Source organism: Geothrix sp. (genome assembly GCF_049292215.1).
Lineage (GTDB): Bacteria > Acidobacteriota > Holophagae > Holophagales > Holophagaceae > Geothrix.
The window spans coordinates 19,025-36,207 of sequence record NZ_JBATQW010000063.1; the positions used below are offsets into that span (position 1 = coordinate 19,025).

Consider the following 17,183-nt stretch of genomic DNA (forward strand, 5'->3'; position numbering starts at 1 on the left):
GAATTCCGGTGACTACTGATCGAGCGCTTCCACCGACTTGATGCCCCAGGCGAAGGCTTCTTCGTTGAGGGGGATCAGGGCGCACTTGTCCTTCAGGGCCACGCGGATGGCCGACAGGAAGGTGTCCTTGGGGAAGATGTTCGTGGCGGCCTGCAGGGCGCCCAGGGCCACGATGTTCTTCACCACGGCCTTGCCCAGGTCGGTGGCGATGCCCGTGAAGGGCACGGGGAACACCTTGATGCTGGGATCCAGCACCGGAGCCTCGGTGACCACGGAGCTGTCGTAGATCACGTAGCCGCCCTTGCGCACGGTGGGGCCGAACTTGGCCAGGCTGGGGGCGTTGAAGGCCAGCAGGATCTGGGGATCGGGCGAACCGGGGTTGAGCACTTCCGTTTCGGCCACGTGCACGTCGGCGTAGGAGGTGCCGCCGCGGCTCTCGGGGCCGTAGCTGGGGATGTGGGTGGCGTCGAAGCCTTCGCTGATGGCGGCCCGGGCGATGAGCATGGCTGCGGTCTGGGCGCCGTCGCCGCCGGAGCCGGCCAGCTTCAGGGAGACATCACTCAGGTCAAGCGCCGTGGGGAAGCCCTGGCAGAAGCGCTCGGGATGCTCGGTGCTGGCGCCGGTGAGGGCCAGGATCTTCTCGCCCTTGAAGCACGGGGCGTTGCGGTGGAACCAGGGCTCGACCGTGAGGTCCTTCTTTACGCCGAGGGGATAGACCGGCTCCATGCACTCCTTGACCCACTTCTCCGTTTCCTCGGGGCTCATCTTCAGGTGGGTGGGGCACTCGGCCAGCACCTCGATGAAGGAGTAGCCGCGGCCTTCCATCTGGAGCTTGAGGGCCTTCTGGATGGCCTTCTTGGCCTTGATGCGCTGCTTGGCATCGAAGAGGGCCACGCGCTCCACGTAGACGGGGCCATCGAGACCGGCGATGAGCTCGGCCATCTTCATGGGCTGGCCATTGTATTGATCACGGCCAGCGGGACTGGTGGAACTGGTTTGGCCCATGAGGGTGGTGGGGGCCATCTGGCCGCCGGTCATGCCGTAGATGGCGTTGTTGATGAAGATGACAGTGATGGGGGCGCCGAGCTGGGCCGTGGCGACCGTCTCCGCGAGGCCGATGGAGGCCAGGTCGCCGTCGCCCTGGTAGCTGATGACCACGCTGTCGGGGTTGGCGAACTTGTGGCCCAGGGCCACCGCGGGGGCCCGGCCGTGGGCGGCCTGGGTGTTGCCCACATCGAAGTAGTAGTAGAGGAACACGGAGCAGCCCACGGGGCTCACGGCCACCGTGCGGTCCTGGATGCCCAGGGTGTCGATGGCTTCCGCCAGGAACTTGTGGGCGAGGCCGTGGCCGCAGCCGGGGCAGTAGTGGGTGGCGTGTCCCTTCAGGCCCTCGCCGTGGGAGTGACGCTCGAACTTGTCGTAGATGACGCTGGTCTTGCTCATGCCATCACCTCCTTCTGGCCCAGGACCCGGGTCATGATCTCGGTCTGCTGGGGCAGCACGCCGCCCATGCGACGGACATGCTCGAGTTCAGGGAACGTCCGGACATTGGCGCGGCTGAGCGCGAGGCGCACCTCATCCTCCAGCTGGCCGGCGCTGGCTTCGACCACCACGATGCGCTCGGCGCCGTGGATGGCCCTCTTCAGATCTTCCACGGGGAAGGGCCAGAGGGTGATGGGCCGGAACAGGCCGGCCTTGATGCCCTGGTTGCGCAGTTCCTGGACGGCACCCTTGGCGGTGCGGGCGGGCGTGTTGCAGGCGATGAGCACCACGTCGGCGTCATCGCAGAGGAAGGACTCGGAGCGGGCCTCCACCTGCATGGCCGCGTACTTGGCGTTCAGGTGGTGGTTGTGGGCCTCGAGGTCGGACTCGGTGAGGAAGATCGAGGAGATGAGGTTCTTGCGGTGCATGGCGTCGCCGTAGACCGCCCACTTAGGAATGCCGGGTTTGATCATGCTCTCGGGCAGCTGCACCTTGCCGGTCATCTGGCCCAGGTAACCGTCGCCCAGCAGGACCACGGGGCTGCGGTACTTGAAGGTCAGCTCGAAGGCCAGGATGGTGAGGTCGAGCATCTCCTGGGGCGTGGAGGGCGCCAGGGTGATGGCGTGGGTGTTGCCGTGGCCCAGGCCGTGGCAGGCCAGCTTGATGTCGGACTGCTCGGGGGCGATGTTGCCCAGGCCCGGACCGCCGCGCATGATGTCCACGAAAACGCCGGGCAGCTCTGCGCCGATCATGTAGGAGACGCCTTCCAGCATGAGGCTGAAGCCGGGCGATGACGTGAAGGTCATGGTGGGCAGGCCAGCGCCGGCGGTGCCGTACATCATGTTCACGGCGGCCACTTCGCTGACGGCCTGGATGAAGGTGCCATCCAGCTTGGGCAGGAATTTTGCCATCAGCTCAGCGCCTTCAGTGGAGGGCGTGATGGGGTAGCCATAGACGTGGCGGCAGCCGGCCAGGATGGCGCCCACGGCCGAGGCGTAGGTGCCCTTGATGACCAGGGGCTCCGTGCGGGGCAGGGGCAGGGTCTCGTTGGGGATGTCCACGGGCTCGGGGGCCTCGCTGGGCTTCACGCCGAAGAGCTTGGCCGGGTCTTCCAGCTCGAAGTCCTGGATCTCACCCTCGTGGGCGGGGCGCAGACCGTAGGGCTCGGGGCAGGCATCCATGCACATGCCGCAGGCATTGCAGTCCGACAGATCCAGCTCGACGGGAATCAGGCCCGTCACCGGGTTGATCTGATCGCTGAGCGTGATGCAGTCCTTGGCGCAGGCATCCAGGCAGCGGCCACAGCCCTTGCAAAAATCAGGAAGGAGAAAGGGTTTCGGTCGTTCTTTGAGGGCCATGGGGCCTCCATGCAGGGACGCAGGTCCTACCTGAAGTGAAGTTTCGACCTGGGCCCGTGTGCCTGTGGTCACAAGCATGGGATGACGCAGACCACCGCCGACCAATGAGGCCCGATTGGACTGTGCGGGTGGCGGTCTGTGCCGGTTTGCCGGTCGGACCTGGACCCTAGCGATCCCCCCAGTGCAGCTTCTGCTGGAGCAGGGCGAAGAAGTCCAGCCCCGGCCTCTGCAGGAGGGTGATTCGCGTCTTCGCCTGACGAAGCCTGACCTCGTCACCGGGCAGCACGCGGTGGCCCACCTGGCCATCCAGCGTGAGGTGGGCGTCCTCCGCATCCTGCAGGGTGATGGAGATGGGCAGCGAGGCTGGCACCACCGAGGGCCGCAAGGTGAGGGTGTGGGGGCAGATGGGGGCGATCACGAAGGCCTCGAGGCTCGGATGCAGGATGGGTCCGCCCGCGGACAGCGAATAGGCCGTGGATCCGGTGGGGGTGGCGATGATGAGACCGTCCGCCTTCATGGGACCCGCGTCCTGGTCGCCAATCCGCAGGTGCATGTCCATGATGCGGGCCAGGGCCCCCTTGGCGAGGACCGCGTCGTTCAGCACGCTCTGCCGGGCCAGCAGGGCTCCCTGGCGCCAGAGTTCGGCTTCCAGCATGGGGCGAACGTCCGGCAGGAGCGCTCCGGCCAGGCAGGCCTCCACGGCTTCCCGCGCCCCCGACACGGGATGGGCGGTGAGGAAGCCCAGGGAGCCCAGGTTGATGCCAAGGATCGGTGTGCCCCGCATGCCGACGCGACGGGCCGCGTAGAGCAGGGTGCCGTCGCCGCCCAGCACCAGGCAGAGGTCGGCCGGCGCACCGCCGGCGCCCAGGTCCAGATCGATGTGCAACCGGGTGGTATCCAGCCCGGCCTGGGCCCAGGCTTCCTCCAGCCCAGGCTCGCCAATGACCTCCCAGCCGCGGTCCAGGAAGACCGGCAGGGCCTCCCGCAGGGTGGAACCCAGGTGCGGGGATTTGACCTTGGCCACGAGGACGAGTCGCTGGGGCATGGCACCACTCTACCGCTATCCTTGAGCCATGGCTTCCAACCCGGCTTCCCCCTCCTCACCCGCCCGCCGTTGGATCAGGCGCCTACTGCTGGCCTTCCTGGCGGTCACGACGCTCGGGGCGGTCACCCTGGCCGTGTCCTGGTCTGTGCTCTCCAGGGACGCGGACAGCTTCCTCACGCTCTTCGCCCTGCGGGTGCCGAAGACCATCACCAAGGTGCTCGACCAGAGCGGCAACGTGATCGGCATCTTTGCCGAGGAACACCGGGTTGTGATCCCCTACGGCGACATCCCCAAGGCCTTCATCAACGCACTGGTGGCCACGGAGGACACCGACTTCTGGACGCACGGGGGCGTCTCGACCCGCGGCCTCCTCCGTTCCGGCGCGAACTTCATCACCAGCTTCGGCCGTCGCCGCGAGGGGGCGTCCACGCTCACCATGCAGCTCATCCGCACTGTGACGGCCAAGCGGCAGAAGCGCCTGGACCGGAAGCTGAAGGAGATCATCCTGGCCCGCAAGCTGGAGAAGGCCTACTCCAAGAAGCAGATCATGGAGATGTACGCCAACGAGGTCTATTTCGGCGGAGGCCGCTACGGCATTGAGGCGGCGGCGGAGTTCTATTTCGGCAAGAGCGCCCCCCAGCTGCTGCCCGAGGAGTGTGCGCTGCTGGCGGGCCTCGTCCAGAACCCGAACTGGTACAACCCCTACAACCCCGATCCCAAGGCCCGCGCCGCCGCGAAATCCCGCCGCAACCACGTGTTCATCCGCATGGTCAAGGAGGGCTACCTCAAGGCCGCCGAAGCCAGCCTGCTTGTCGAGAAGCCCATTCGCCTGGCCCGGGAGAACGCCCGCGAGGAGGCCGTGGCCCCCTACGTGGTCGAGGAGGTCCGCAAGTACCTCTACGAGAAGTACGGCCGGGAACAGGTGCTGAACGGCGGGCTGGAAGTCACCACCACCGTGGATAGCTTCTGGCAGGAAGCCGCCAACGAGGCGGTGCGGAACGGCGTCAAGGCTGTGGACCGGCGCCGGGGCTTCCGCAAGGACGCCGTGCAGTTCGTGACGGATCCCGACACCATTCAGCTGCCCGGCTGGCGGCGCTACTTCGAGATCGGCGACAGTGTTCGGGGCGTGGTTCTCGGCTGGAAGGGCGGCAAGGCCCAGGTGCGCATCGGGAAGGCGCAACTGGACGTTCCCGAGGCCGCCTTCGCCTGGGCCGGGAAGGACATCCAGAAGCTGCTGCCCCGTGGCGCGGCGCCCCTCTTCATCGTGAAGACATCGGATGAGGGCACCCCCAGGACCTTGGAACTAGACCAGGATCCCTCCGTGGAGGGCGCGCTAATGGCCGTGGATCCGAAGACCGGGGAGATCCGGGCCATGGTGGGCGGCTACGACTTCAACCGCTCCAAGTTCAATCGCACCACCCAGGCCCTGCGCCAGGTTGGCTCCACCATGAAGGCCTATGTCTACGGCGCGGCCTTCACCGCGGGGAAGACGCCCGCCTCCATGGTCAACGATGTACCGACGCGCTTCCTCGACACGGTGGACTACGCCCTGATCACGCACCCGGATGGCACCTCGGATTTCAAGCCCCTCCGGTCCGGCGTGAAGCCCTACGAACCCAAGAACTATGAGCGCGACTTCTGGGGGCCCATTCCCATCTGGGAGGCCCTGCGCGATTCCCGCAACGTCCCGGCCGTGCGCACCCTCGAAGAGACGGGCGTCATGAACGTCATCGACTTTGCCCGCAAGTGCGGCGTCACCGGCAGCATCCCGCCCTATCCCAGCATGGCGCTGGGCTCGGGCGACTTCACCCTCCGGGAGATGGTCCGGGGCTATGCCACCATCGCCAACGGCGGCCTCCAGGCGCCGCCGCCCTTCTTCATCAAGAAGGTCGCGGACCGCAATGGCCGGGTGCTGGAGAGCCATGGCGGCGCCGCCACTGAACAGGTGCTGGATCCCATGAGCACCTACCAGCTCATCCAGTGCCTCCAGGGCGTGGCCACCAGCGGCACCGGGGCCCGCAGCAACGAGCTGGAGTGGCCCGTGGCAGGCAAGACCGGCACCACGGACGACCACACGGACGGCTGGTTCATCGGTTTCTCCACCAAGGTGGTCTGTGGCGTATGGGTGGGCCTGGACGAGAAGAAGACCATCTTCCGGGGCGCCGACGGCGCCAAGGTGGCCTTGCCCATCTGGATCGACTTCATGCGGGCAGCCCTCCCCACCACCGGTGAGAAGGAGGAGTTCAAGGTGCCGGAGGGCATGGAGTGGGCCGACATCGACCGCTACACGGGCCTCTTGGCCACCTCCGCCACGGCGGACCGCGTGCTGCACCTGGCCTTCAAGCCCGGCACCGTGCCCAAGTCCGGCAGTGATGCCGAGGCAATCCGCCAGGTGAAGGAGGCACGCGACAAGGCGAACACCCAGCCCATGGAGAATCGCGTCTGGGGCCGGCCCAAGCCGATCGAGGAGGCCAAGCCGCTGGACCTGAACGCCAGCGACCCGAACGCCTGATCAAGGCTGCTTCTTTTTCTTCGCGAAGGTGGCGTCCTCTTCCAGGGTGTGCCTGCGGAACCAGTTGAACAGGAAGGCCGAAAGGTCCAGGGCCGCCCCCTGGTCCCCGGACTCGAGGCGGTCACGCAGCTGGAGCACATCGGTGCGGAAGCGGTCGTGCTCTCCCTTGTGGTGCACCAGATCCGGGAACTTGATGTGCTCCAGGTAGGACTCCTCGTAATGGAAGTGGTCATTCATCCTTTGGAGCATGGCGTCCAACGACTGGAGAACGGCCGGCCCTGAGCCACCCCGCCCGAGGTCCTTCTGGAGGTTCAGGATGGCCTCGCGAATCCCCTGGTGCTGCTCGTCGAGCTTGGCAACCCCGGTCGTGAACCCCACGCCCCCCTTGGGTTCGGCCTGCAGGTGAGCTGCTGGAATGGCAGCCTTCGGCCTGGCCGGGGCGCCTTGGCTTCCCTTCCTTCTCATGACAATTCGGTTCCAGAAGGAACGGAAATCCATGAAGAGGATCCTGAAAAAGCCGTTCTTCCTACGGTCGAGCGCAGGGGCGTACATGGGCTGGTTCCTTGGTGAGGTGGTGCAAGTCTACAGTCAACAGCAAGGTACCGACGGGGGAAGGTTCTTCCCTGCGGAGCTCATCTGTACGCTGCGCCGGCATCGTGCAGGGCGGGCCGGCGCAGCGCGGGAGCGGACGGATCAGCCCTTCTTCTTCCAGGGTTTCACGGGGCTTTCGCCGTACTTGGCGGCGGGCTTGGGACTGGACTTGGCAGCAGGCTTCCAGGGGCGCGGGGTGTCCTTCACCTCGGGCTTTGCCGGGCGGTCCTCCCAGGTCTTGCGGGGCCGTTCGGCGCCCTCGGGCTTGGGCTTGGAGTAGGGCCGGGGCCGGTCCTCGAAATCGCTCCTGGGCTTGAAGCTGCCATCGGGGCGGGTTTTGGAGAAGGCGGAATCGGGACGGGCCGCCTGACGCTCTGCATAGGTTCGCTGGGGGCGGGGGCCGCCCTCCTTGCGCTCACGGGGCGAGTCGAAGCGGGGTTTGGGCTTCTTCTCGGGCTCGTTGGGCAGCTCGAAACCGGAAGCCTGGTCGGCCTGGACGAGGCCCAGCAGGCCCGCCACGAGGCGCACGGGATCGGCACCCTTGAGCAGCTGGGTGGCCTGGTGCAGAAGGGCCGCGCTGGCGGAACCCTGGATGCCTTCCAGCAGCTTGGTGGCCTGGGCCTCGCGGATCTCCGCGGGCGTGGGCACGGCGCGCCAGTCGAGGGTGAGGCCGCCGCGGCGGCTCCAGGCCAGCAGGATGCGGCTTTCCTTCCAGCCCACCAGGGCCATGCTGGTGCCCTTGGCGCCGGCGCGGCCGGTGCGGCCGCTGCGGTGGATGTAGCTCTCGAGCTGGGTGGGGATCCCCATGTGGACCACCAGGGGCAGACCCTCGATGTCCAGCCCGCGGGCGGCCACATCCGTGGCCACCAGGTAGCGCAGCTTGCCCTCCTTGAACTGGCCCAGGATGCGGGTCCGGGTGGCCTGGGCCAGATCGCCGTGGAGGAAGGCTGCAGGCAGTCCGGACACGGTCAGCTCCTCGGCGACCTCCTCGGTCTGGGCCTTGGTCTTGGTGAAGATCAGGGCGGAGCTGGGCTGGTCCTTCAGCAGCAGGTTCACGAGGGTGCGCACATGCTGGTGGTCGGGCGCCAGCACGGGCGTGTGGGCGATGTCGGCGTGAACGGCGTGCTCGCCGGCCTCGGCCAGGGTGATCTGGACCGGATCCTTCAAAAACCGCTTGGCCAGCTTGGCGATGGGGGCGGGCAGTGTGGCCGAGAACAGGTAGGTCTGCGGGCCCGCGGGAACCTTGGCGAGGATGGTCTCGACATCCTCAAGGAATCCCATGTTGAGCATTTCGTCGCACTCGTCCAGCACGATCATGCTCACGTGGCTGAGATCCAGCGTGCCGCGGTTCATGTGGTCCATGACGCGGCCAGGGGTTCCCACGACGATGGGGGAGCCCTGCTGGAGGGACTTGATCTGGGGCGGGTACGCCACGCCACCCACGAGGTTGGCGATGGGCAGCTTGGGCATGAGGCTGTGGAGCTCGGCACCCACCTGCTGGGCCAGCTCGCGGGTGGGCGCCAGGATCAGGGCCTGCACTTGGCGGACGTCGGCGAGACGCTGGAGCAGAGGGAGGCCGAAGGCCAGGGTCTTGCCTGAGCCGGTGCGGCTCTGCACCAGCAGGTCCCGGCCCTCGAGACCGGGCTGGATGGTCTGGGCCTGGACGGGCATGGGGGTCTCGAAGCCACGCTTGGCCAGAGCGGCCAACAGGCCTTCGCTGCAGCCAAGGGCTGCAAAGGTCATTTCACTCACTGGTATCTCCCGGGGCTATCCCTGCGCGAGTGTGCCGAGTGGCAGTCACTTCAATTGGCGAACAGCGCCAGCCGGGAGGGGCCCAAATGAATAGTATCTCCTGAAAAGCATTGAAAAACAAGGGTAATTCCTGAACCACCCTTCACCATCTATTGCAGGCCTGAAACCATGTCCCGATGGTGGGGCTGAGTCCGATCTCAGCTTTCACCCGGGCATGCCGAGAGTACAAGTAGACCATCGCCATGCCTCAATACCAGTTCGTGATGAACTCCCTGGACCAGTTTGGAGAAACTTCGATGACAGGCCAATCTGGCGATACTAGCCGGTCCTTCGATTCGAACGCCTTCCACAGGCAAGCAGATATTCTCAACCTCGTCCTGGACAGCCTCACCCAAGGCATGGTCGTCGTTGGGCCGAATTATCAGGTCCTCTCGTTCAACCGGTGTTTCGAGGAACTGTTTCAACTTCCTCATGGAACCATCGGAGTGGGTGTTGATTTCCGTGACGTTCTCAAGACCTGGAAGGATGCCACTGGGCAGCATCAGCAGATGCTGGAGCGGGCCATCCAGGAACTCGACCGTGCCACCCCATTCCAATTCGAATTCCTCCAACAAATCAGAGGTGAGCCCCGCTGGTGCCAACTGACCCATAACCCGCTGCCAGGGATAGGTTTTGTAAGAACCTTCACCGACATCACAGAGCGGAAGCGGTCCGAGGCTTCCCTGCGCATCAGCGAGGAACGACTCCGGTTGGCCATGCTGGCGACGCAGCAGGGTTGGTTCGATCTGAACCTCAAGACGGGGGAGGTCATCGCGAGCAGTGAGTTCGCCAGGATCATCGGGGCCGAGGATGCGCACCCCCTGATGACCTACCAGACGTGGGTCGATAGCATCCACTGGGAAGACCGCAGCTCTGTGCTGCAATGTTTCAAGGAGTGCCTAAATACCGGAGAAATCAGGCAAATGGAATATCGCATCAAGGCAAGAACAGGCGAGTGGAAGTGGGTCCGTTCGTCTGCGAAGGTTGTCGCTTTCGACGAGGCTGGATCGCCGACGAGGATGACCGGGACTCACGCTGATATCACAGAGCGCAAAAAGGCAGAAGAAAAACTGGCAGAGATGGCCGACCGCCTGACTCTCGCTTCGCAAGCAGGTGGCGTGGGCATATGGGATTGGAATGTAGAGAGCAACCATCTGCTCTGGGACGACCAGATGTTTCGCCTCTACGGGATCAAGGCAGATCGGTTCAGTGGCGCCTACGAAGCCTGGAAGACTGGTTTGCACCCTGAGGATCTGGCACGTGGAGATGCAGAAATCCAGATGGCCCTCGGTGGCAAAAAGGCCTTTGATACCGAGTTCCGCGTCGTATGGCCGGATGGAAGCATCCATGACATCCGCGCCCTAGCAATCGTTCAACGGGATGCCTCAGGCCAACCCTTGCGCATGATCGGCACCAACTGGGACATCACGGATCGCAAACAGGCTGAGGCCGCGCTCAGGCAATCCGAGCAAGACTACCGGCACCTCTTCGAGATGGCCAATGACCCCATCATCATCTTCGAACCCGAGAACGAAATCATCCTAGAGGCCAACCAGGCAGCCTGCCGGACCTATGGCTTTGACCACGACGAGTTCATCGGCCTAGACCTCAAGACCCTGACCAGCGACATACCGCGCGGCGAATTGCAGATCCAGGCACTGATGGCCTCCGGGCTCTACCATAACTTCGAGACCGTCCAACTGAACAAGCAGGGAGAGGAGATTCACTTCCTAATCAATTCCTCTGTGATCACCTACCGCGGCCGGAAGGCCATCCTCAGCTTGAACCGCGACATCGGGGACCGCAAGCGACTGGAAGCCCAGTTGCATCATGCCCAGAAGATGGAGAGCCTGGGCACCCTGGCTGGCGGTGTCGCCCACGACATGAACAATGTACTAGGGGCCATCTTGGGCCTAGCCTCAGCCCACATCGATAGCCAACCCTACGGCAGCCCCCTCCACCAGGCCCTCAATACCATCTGCAAGGCCACCGAACGCGGCGGCAAAATGGTTAAGAGTCTGCTGAGTTTCGCCCGTCGAAACCCGAGCGAGAATGCGCAGCTCGATATCAACTCGATTCTCAAGGAGCAGGTCAGCCTGCTGGAGCGGACGACCATGTCAAGGGTCTGCCTGGAACTGGATCTGGACCCGAAGCTGCGGTCGATCCGGGGCGATGCCAGCGCCTTGGCTCACACCTTCATGAACCTCTGTGTGAACGCCGTGGATGCCATGCAGGAGAATGGCACCCTCTCCCTGCACACCCGCAATATCGACAACGACTGGATAGAAGTGGTGGTGGAAGACAACGGAATGGGAATGTCGAAGGACGTTTTGGAGAAGGCCATGGACCCCTTCTTCACCACGAAGGCACCAGGCAAAGGTACAGGGTTGGGCCTATCCATGGTCTTCAGCACCGTGAAGGCACATCAGGGGCAGATGGACATTCAAAGTGAATCCGGCAAAGGCACCCGCGTGGGTCTGCGCTTCCCAGCCTGCGAGGAGGAATCCCGGGCCACCGTGTCCGCGGTTGTCGATATTGCTGAACATTCCAGCAGACGCCTGAAGGTTCTTCTGGTGGATGACGATGACCTGATCCAGAGTTCCGTCCAGGCGATCCTGGAGGTCCTAGGGCACACGGCAGTGACTGCTGCCCAGAGCGGCGAGGAGGCTCTGGCGAGGCTGGAAGCAGGCTTCGAGCCTGATCTCGTCATCCTGGACATGAACATGCCGGGGCTCGGCGGTGCCGGGACACTGCCCCGACTGCGAGGTTTGCGGCCGGATGTGCCGATCCTCCTATCCACGGGCCGAACCGACCAAACAGCCTTGACCTTGGCTTCGACTCATTCAGGGGTTACCTTGCTGGCCAAGCCCTTCGGCTTGAGGGAACTCAAAAAACACCTCGACAACATTGGGCTGGGGTGAAGTTTCGTCCGCACCTTTCGTGGTTCCAAGCTGTCGGTCCGGGTCGTAGTGACATCCACGGAGCGGTAAGATCCTGGAATGACGACGCTCCTGCTCATCCGCCACGGCATCGCCGAGGATCCACGCCCCGGGCAGCCGGACGCGGACCGCGCCCTCACGGAGGAGGACTGGGTGAAGACACGGGCGGCGATGAAGGGCCTCGTGGCTCGGGGCTACCGGCCCACGCGCGGCTTCCACAGCCCCTACCGGCGCGCCGCGGAGACCATGACCTGCCTCCAGGAGGCGGCGGGAGCCTTCCCCATGGAGTCGCGGGTGGACCTGAGGCCGGACGGGCAGCCTTCCCACGTGGACCTCTGGCTGCGGGGGCTCATGGCTGGGGCGGGACCCGGAGAGGCCCTCGCCCTCATCAGCCATCAGCCCTTTCTTAGCGACCTCGTCTTCCACCTGACGGGCCGGGACGTCGATGCCAAGAAGGCCAGCTGCACCGTCATCAAGTGGGAGAGCCCAGGCTGGCGCTTCGAGCGGCAGTACCAACCCGCCGAGCTGCGGGGTTGAGGATGCGGCCCCAACCTACCCTGGTCCCCCTCGCTTCGGGTCTGAAGATGCACTATCGCGTGCAGGGGAATCCGGTCGGCCCCTGGCTGGTGCTGCTGAACGGTCTGCTGTCCGACACCACCATGTGGGCTGGCGTCCTACCCGGGTTGACGGAGCAATACCGCATCCTCACCTTCGACAGCCGGGGGCAGGGCAAGTCGGATGCGCCCCTGGACGGGCCCTATGCCACCGCACAGCTGGCTGAGGATGCCTGGGAGCTCTTCCAGGCCTTGGGCATCGAGAACCCCTGGCTCATCGGCCTCTCCAACGGCAGCGCCATGAGCCTGGAGCTGCTGAGTGCACATCCTGCCGCCTTCGCCGGGGGCATCCTCACCAGCGCCATGCCGTACTTCGACTTCGCCCTTAGCTTGAAGGCCGAGCACTGGGCACGCTGCCTGGAGGTGGGCGGCCCACTCATGCAGTTCGACGCCGTGGCCCCCTTCCTGTGGGGTGACGCCTTCCTGGAGGCCCGGCACGGCGTCCTCCGCGCCTACCACCAAGTCGTGACGGGAGGCGCCGACCGTCCCCAGCACGGGAATCTGCACCAGATCCGGGGCACCCTGGGCTGGGACATCCGGGAGCGACTGGACCGCATCCAGGCACCCGTGCTGCTTCTGAGCGGTGCGGAGGACCTCCTGACGCCATCTTGGAAGTGCCTCGAAACCGCGCGGCGGATTCCCCACAGCCGCTTCGAGGTGTTACCCGGGATCGGCCACGCATTTCCCGTGGAAGCCCCCAAGGCCTTTGTCGCCCGGGTGCGCGCCTTCCTGGCGGAACACCCAGGGGGTTTGGCCGGGAAGGGATTCTGACCTATCCTGTCAGCATTCCCGAGCCACTCCTGACTCGCCCTGCCCCCGAGGTGACCTATGGCCACCCCTTCTCAGTTTCCGACCGTCTTGAGCCTGCAAGGGCTCAAGGAACTCTCCATCGGCAAGCTCGCCGAGCTGGCGAAGGAACTGCAGATCGAGAGCCCCCTCGCCATGCGGAAGCAGGAGCTGGTGTTCCGGGTGCTACAGGCCCAGGCCGAGCGCGAGGGCCAGTTCTTCTCCGAGGGCGTGCTGGAGGTCCTGCCGGAGGGCTTCGGCTTCCTGCGGAGCCCCGACCAGAACTACCTGGCCGGCCCCGAGGACATCTACATCTCCCCGAGCCAGATCCGCAAGTTCAACTTGCGCACCGGCGACACCCTGTCCGGCATGATCCGCGCGCCCAAGGAAGGCGAGAAGTTCTTCGCGATGCTGCGGGTAGACGCGGTGAACTTCGACCCCCCCGAACAGGCCAAGGACCGCGTGCACTTCGATGATCTGGTGCCGCTGTACCCCAAGCATCACCTGCGCATGGAGCGGGACGCCCAGGAGCTGAGCACCCGCGTGATGGACCTGATGACACCGCTGGGCAAGGGCCAGCGCGCCCTCATCGTGGCGCCGCCCCGAACGGGCAAGACCGTGTTGCTGCAGAACATCGCCAATTCCATCACGGCGAACCATCCGGAAGTCTTCCTCATCGTGCTGCTCATCGACGAGCGGCCCGAGGAAGTGACGGACATGGAGCGCAGCGTCAAGGGCGAGGTGGTCTCCAGCACCTTCGACGAGCCTGCCACCCGCCACGTCCAGGTGGCCGAGATGGTCATCGAGAAGGCCAAGCGCCTTGTGGAGCACAAGAAGGACGTGGTGATCCTCCTGGATTCCATCACGCGCCTGGGTCGCGCCTACAACACCGTGGTGCCCCCCAGCGGCAAGGTGCTCTCCGGTGGCGTGGACAGCAACGCCCTGCAGCGGCCCAAGCGCTTCTTCGGCGCGGCGCGCAACATCGAGGCCGGCGGCAGCCTCACCATCATCGCCACGGCCCTCATCGAGACCGGCAGCCGCATGGACGACGTGATCTTCGAGGAATTCAAGGGCACCGGCAACAGCGAGATCGTGTTGGACCGCAAGCTCAGCGACAAGCGCATCTTCCCGGCCATGGACATCCAGAAGTCGGGCACCCGCAAGGAGGATCTGCTCATCGACGCCACCAAGCTCGCCAAGATCTGGGTGCTCCGCAAGATCCTCAGCGCCAGCGGCCCCAGCGAGAGCATGGAGCTGCTGGTGGATCGCCTGGGCAAGACCAAGACCAACGATGAATTTTTGGCCAATTTGCAAGAGCCGCCTCCCCGCAGGTAGTGGCAAGGCTCGGAATATGGCTGCAGGCCAAATTCTGAGCCCAGGCTAAACTGGAAGGTCGCCAGCGGGACCACCCTTGACCTTTCCCCACACCCCCTTCCACATCGGTTCCATCGAGGTGCCCAACCGCCTCGTGATGGCACCTCTGCACGAGATCACCGACCAGCCCTTCCGCAAATTCATCCGGGAGATCGGCGGGGTCGGGCTCGTGGTGTCGGAGATGATCAGCAGCGAGGCCCTGATCCGGCATGCGGTGAAGGCGGAGAAGATGATGGCGGCCACGGGTGAGCGGCCCCTGTCCATGCAGATCTCCGGGGGCCGTCCCGAGGCCTTGGCGGAGGGTGCGGTGCTCTGCGAGGCCGCAGGGGCGGACCTGGTGGACCTCAACATGGGCTGCCCGGCCAGCAACGTCACCAAGGGAGGCGCGGGCTCCGCACTGCTGCGCGACATCAAGCTGGCCGAGCGCTGCGTCACGGCCATGGTGAAGGCCGTGAAGGTGCCGGTGACCGTGAAGATGCGGGCGGGGTGGGATGCCTCCCAGAAGGACCGCGGCGAGTTCCTGGATTTCCTGCGCATGTTCGAGGGCGCGGGCGTGCAGGCCCTGGCCATCCACCCGCGCACCCGCGCCCAGCAGTACGAGGGGAACGCAGACTGGAGCATCATCGCCCGGGCCGTGGAAGCAGGCACCGCGTACCCCATCATCGGCAACGGCGATGTGAATGGGCGCGAGGATGCCTTCCGCATGGTGGAACAGACCGGCTGCGCCGCGGTGATGATCGGCCGCGGGGCCCTCTACAACCCCTTCCTGTTCCGCCAGGTCCTGGATCCGGAGTTCCAGGTGACGACGCCCATGCGCATCGACGCCACGCTACGGCTCTTCCAGATCCTGCTCGACCTGCTGGAACCCCGTGAAGCGCTGCACAAGATCAAGAAGATCGGCGCCTGGTTCACCAAGGGCGTTCCCGGCGGTCACGGCTTCCGCCAGAACCTGCACGCGGCCAGCGATCCCCAGGCCCTCATGGCCGCCATCGACGCCCTGAGGCATCAGGCCGCGTAGATCAGGCCGGCCCCTCGGCGATGGCCTCGTCCAGGACGAAAGCGGTGTCGAGGCTCTTGGGAGCCTGGCGGATGGTGCATTCCACGGCGGGACAGCGGTCGCAGTAGAGGCGTCCGCAGGGGTCCACATGGGTGTGCATCTCGCCTTCGATGGCGCCCTCCTTGAGAGCCTTCACGCCGAAGGACTCGCAGAGGTCGTGGGCCTGACGCACCGGGTAGAACTCGGGCACCACGATGTGGACATCCACGTGGGTGTATCGGCCGCTGCGAAAGCTGCGCAATTCGTGGATGGCAATGATGTCCCAGGTGCGAACCGCGTTCATGGCGACGAGCACCTTGGCGAGCACCTCGGGATCCTCCATGTCCAGGAGGGCCTGGGAGGACTCCTTCACCAGCCGGAAGCCGGTGCGTGCAAGGAGCAGGCCGACGATCATCGCCATGACCGGATCGAACCACTTGAGGCCGGTGAACGTCACGGCCAGCAGGCCGGTGGCGATTCCAATGGTGGTCCAGAAGTCCGACAGGATGTGGTGGCCATCGGCCTCCAGGGCCTTCGACCGGGTCTTGCGGCCCTGGGTGAGGAGGAACCAGCCCAGCAGGCCGTTGAGGCCCCCCGCCACCAGGTTCACCAGCAGGCCCCGGCCCAGATCCTTCAGCTCGACGCCGTAGATGAGGCCCTTGGCGGCTTCGAGGAGGATGAACACCGCGGCGAGGGAGATGAGGCCCCCCTCGAACACGGCGCTGAAGTGCTCGATCTTGCCGTGGCCGTAGGGGTGTTCCCGGTCCGCGGGCTTGCCCGCGAAGATCACCGCCCCGAGTGCGAACACGGCCGCCACCACGTTCACGATGCTTTCGATGGCGTCGGACTTCAGGGCCACCGAGCCGGACAGCAGATAGGCAACGTACTTCAAGCCCAGCACACAGATGCCTGCGGTGATGGACAGGAGCGCGATGCGGATCCGGGACTTCTGTTCGGCGTGTTCGGCGGACATGGCGGCTCCGGGCATCAGGGTATCAGCCGAGGTCCTCGAAGAGGCCCCGCTGGACGCCGTTGCCGGGGTCGGCCGGGAACGGGTAGGCAGCGGCGGGGGCCCAGGGCCGATCCGGATCGAAGCGCCCGGGCGGCGGCAGCTCCGGTGGCAGCCAGCGCAGGGCCGGGGAGGGGAGGATCTGGCCGAGGAGGGTCTGGGCTCCGGCTTCGGGCGGGACGGCGGGCACCCGCAGCAGGGCGATGGGCGGATGGTCCAGGGTGTCGGGCCAGGCTGCGGGCTGCATGGCCCGGGCCTCCAGGGGCACGGGATCCCTGGGGTCTGCGGCAAGACCCGGGGTGAAGGATCCAGGCGCCGGCGGCAGGGCTAGGCTGGCGCGCCAGGGGTGGCCTTCCCGCAGGGCCTGCCGGCCCAGGAGCGCCGCGACCTGGAGGTCCGAGCAGGCACCGAGGTGGATGGGTGTGCGCAGGCGTTCCTGCAGCAGCGCCTTGAGGGCCCGCAGCTGGCCCAGGGCCGTGGGCCAGCTGCCGCCGGCCCGCTGGAATTCGGTACCCCCCACGAGGGAGAGACGCCATCCCACGGCCCGGCGGGCGAAGGGCAGGTCCACCCAGGCTCCAGAAGCCAGCCGTTGGGCGAGGCCCCGCTCCGCGGCCCCCTGGGCTTCGGACATGGCCGCGACCAGGGC

12 protein-coding genes and 1 pseudogene are annotated in these 17,183 nt (G+C 65.6%); 6 read left to right on the top strand and 7 right to left on the bottom strand.

The genetic code is table 11. The features are described 5' to 3' along the window. Positions 1 to 12: 12 nt before the first annotated feature. From WAS25_RS10680 to WAS25_RS10690, 3 genes are all read right to left on the bottom strand, one after another. On the bottom strand, positions 13 to 1,443 hold the full coding sequence (locus WAS25_RS10680; RefSeq protein WP_422311876.1) for a 2-oxoacid:acceptor oxidoreductase family protein: 1,431 nt from the start codon (positions 1,441 to 1,443) through the stop codon (positions 13 to 15). Beyond that, the gene (vorB, locus tag WAS25_RS10685; protein ID WP_422311878.1) at positions 1,440 to 2,840 is read right to left on the bottom strand and encodes a 3-methyl-2-oxobutanoate dehydrogenase subunit VorB; all 1,401 of its coding nucleotides are present in this window, start codon (positions 2,838 to 2,840) and stop codon (positions 1,440 to 1,442) included. The genes WAS25_RS10680 and vorB overlap by 4 nt, the downstream gene beginning before the upstream one ends. 166 nt (positions 2,841 to 3,006) lie before the next feature. Then, positions 3,007 to 3,885: an NAD(+)/NADH kinase gene (locus tag WAS25_RS10690; RefSeq protein WP_422311880.1), complete on the bottom strand. Its 879-nt coding sequence runs from the start codon at positions 3,883 to 3,885 to the stop codon at positions 3,007 to 3,009. Between the two features lie 28 nt (positions 3,886 to 3,913). On the opposite strand from WAS25_RS10690, the gene WAS25_RS10695 reads away from it, so the two are divergent. Next, positions 3,914 to 6,397 carry a penicillin-binding protein 1A gene (locus WAS25_RS10695; RefSeq protein WP_422311882.1) on the top strand — a complete coding sequence of 828 codons (2,484 nt, stop codon included), beginning with the start codon at positions 3,914 to 3,916 and terminating at the stop codon, positions 6,395 to 6,397. Here WAS25_RS10695 and WAS25_RS10700 read toward each other — a convergent pair whose 3' ends face one another. Together WAS25_RS10700 and WAS25_RS10705 are read right to left on the bottom strand one after the other, a co-directional pair. Beyond that, the gene (locus WAS25_RS10700; RefSeq protein ID WP_422311884.1) at positions 6,398 to 6,862 is read right to left on the bottom strand and encodes a bacteriohemerythrin; all 465 of its coding nucleotides are present in this window, start codon (positions 6,860 to 6,862) and stop codon (positions 6,398 to 6,400) included. A gap of 228 nt (positions 6,863 to 7,090) precedes the next feature. Further along, positions 7,091 to 8,731, bottom strand: a complete 1,641-nt coding sequence (locus WAS25_RS10705) for a DEAD/DEAH box helicase (protein ID WP_422311886.1) — start codon at positions 8,729 to 8,731, stop codon at positions 7,091 to 7,093. Positions 8,732 to 9,003: 272 nt separating this feature from the next. Between WAS25_RS10705 and WAS25_RS10710 the strand changes: the two genes are divergently transcribed. From WAS25_RS10710 to dusB, 5 genes are all read left to right on the top strand, one after another. After that, complete coding sequence (locus tag WAS25_RS10710) at positions 9,004 to 11,700, top strand: PAS domain S-box protein (protein ID WP_422311888.1); 2,697 nt, start codon at positions 9,004 to 9,006, stop codon at positions 11,698 to 11,700. Between the two features lie 78 nt (positions 11,701 to 11,778). Beyond that, positions 11,779 to 12,255, top strand: coding sequence for a SixA phosphatase family protein (locus tag WAS25_RS10715; RefSeq protein WP_422311890.1), 477 nt, complete (start codon positions 11,779 to 11,781; stop codon positions 12,253 to 12,255). A gap of 2 nt (positions 12,256 to 12,257) precedes the next feature. Continuing rightward, a complete protein-coding gene (locus WAS25_RS10720) occupies positions 12,258 to 13,103 on the top strand; it encodes an alpha/beta fold hydrolase (protein WP_422311892.1) in 846 nt (281 codons plus the stop codon). 57 nt (positions 13,104 to 13,160) lie between these two features. Then, positions 13,161 to 14,453, top strand: coding sequence for a transcription termination factor Rho (rho, locus tag WAS25_RS10725; RefSeq protein WP_422311894.1), 1,293 nt, complete (start codon positions 13,161 to 13,163; stop codon positions 14,451 to 14,453). A 76-nt stretch (positions 14,454 to 14,529) separates the two neighbouring features. Next, complete coding sequence (dusB, locus tag WAS25_RS10730) at positions 14,530 to 15,510, top strand: tRNA dihydrouridine synthase DusB (protein ID WP_422311896.1); 981 nt, start codon at positions 14,530 to 14,532, stop codon at positions 15,508 to 15,510. A 1-nt stretch (position 15,511) separates the two neighbouring features. On the opposite strand, the gene WAS25_RS10735 is transcribed toward dusB, so the two are convergent. Both WAS25_RS10735 and WAS25_RS10740 read right to left on the bottom strand, forming a co-directional pair. Then, entirely contained in the window at positions 15,512 to 16,501 is a 990-nt protein-coding gene (locus tag WAS25_RS10735) for a cation diffusion facilitator family transporter (RefSeq protein WP_422311898.1), read from the bottom strand. A gap of 22 nt (positions 16,502 to 16,523) precedes the next feature. Then, a pseudogene (locus tag WAS25_RS10740) lies at positions 16,524 to 17,183 on the bottom strand (hypothetical protein); the annotation flags it as partial.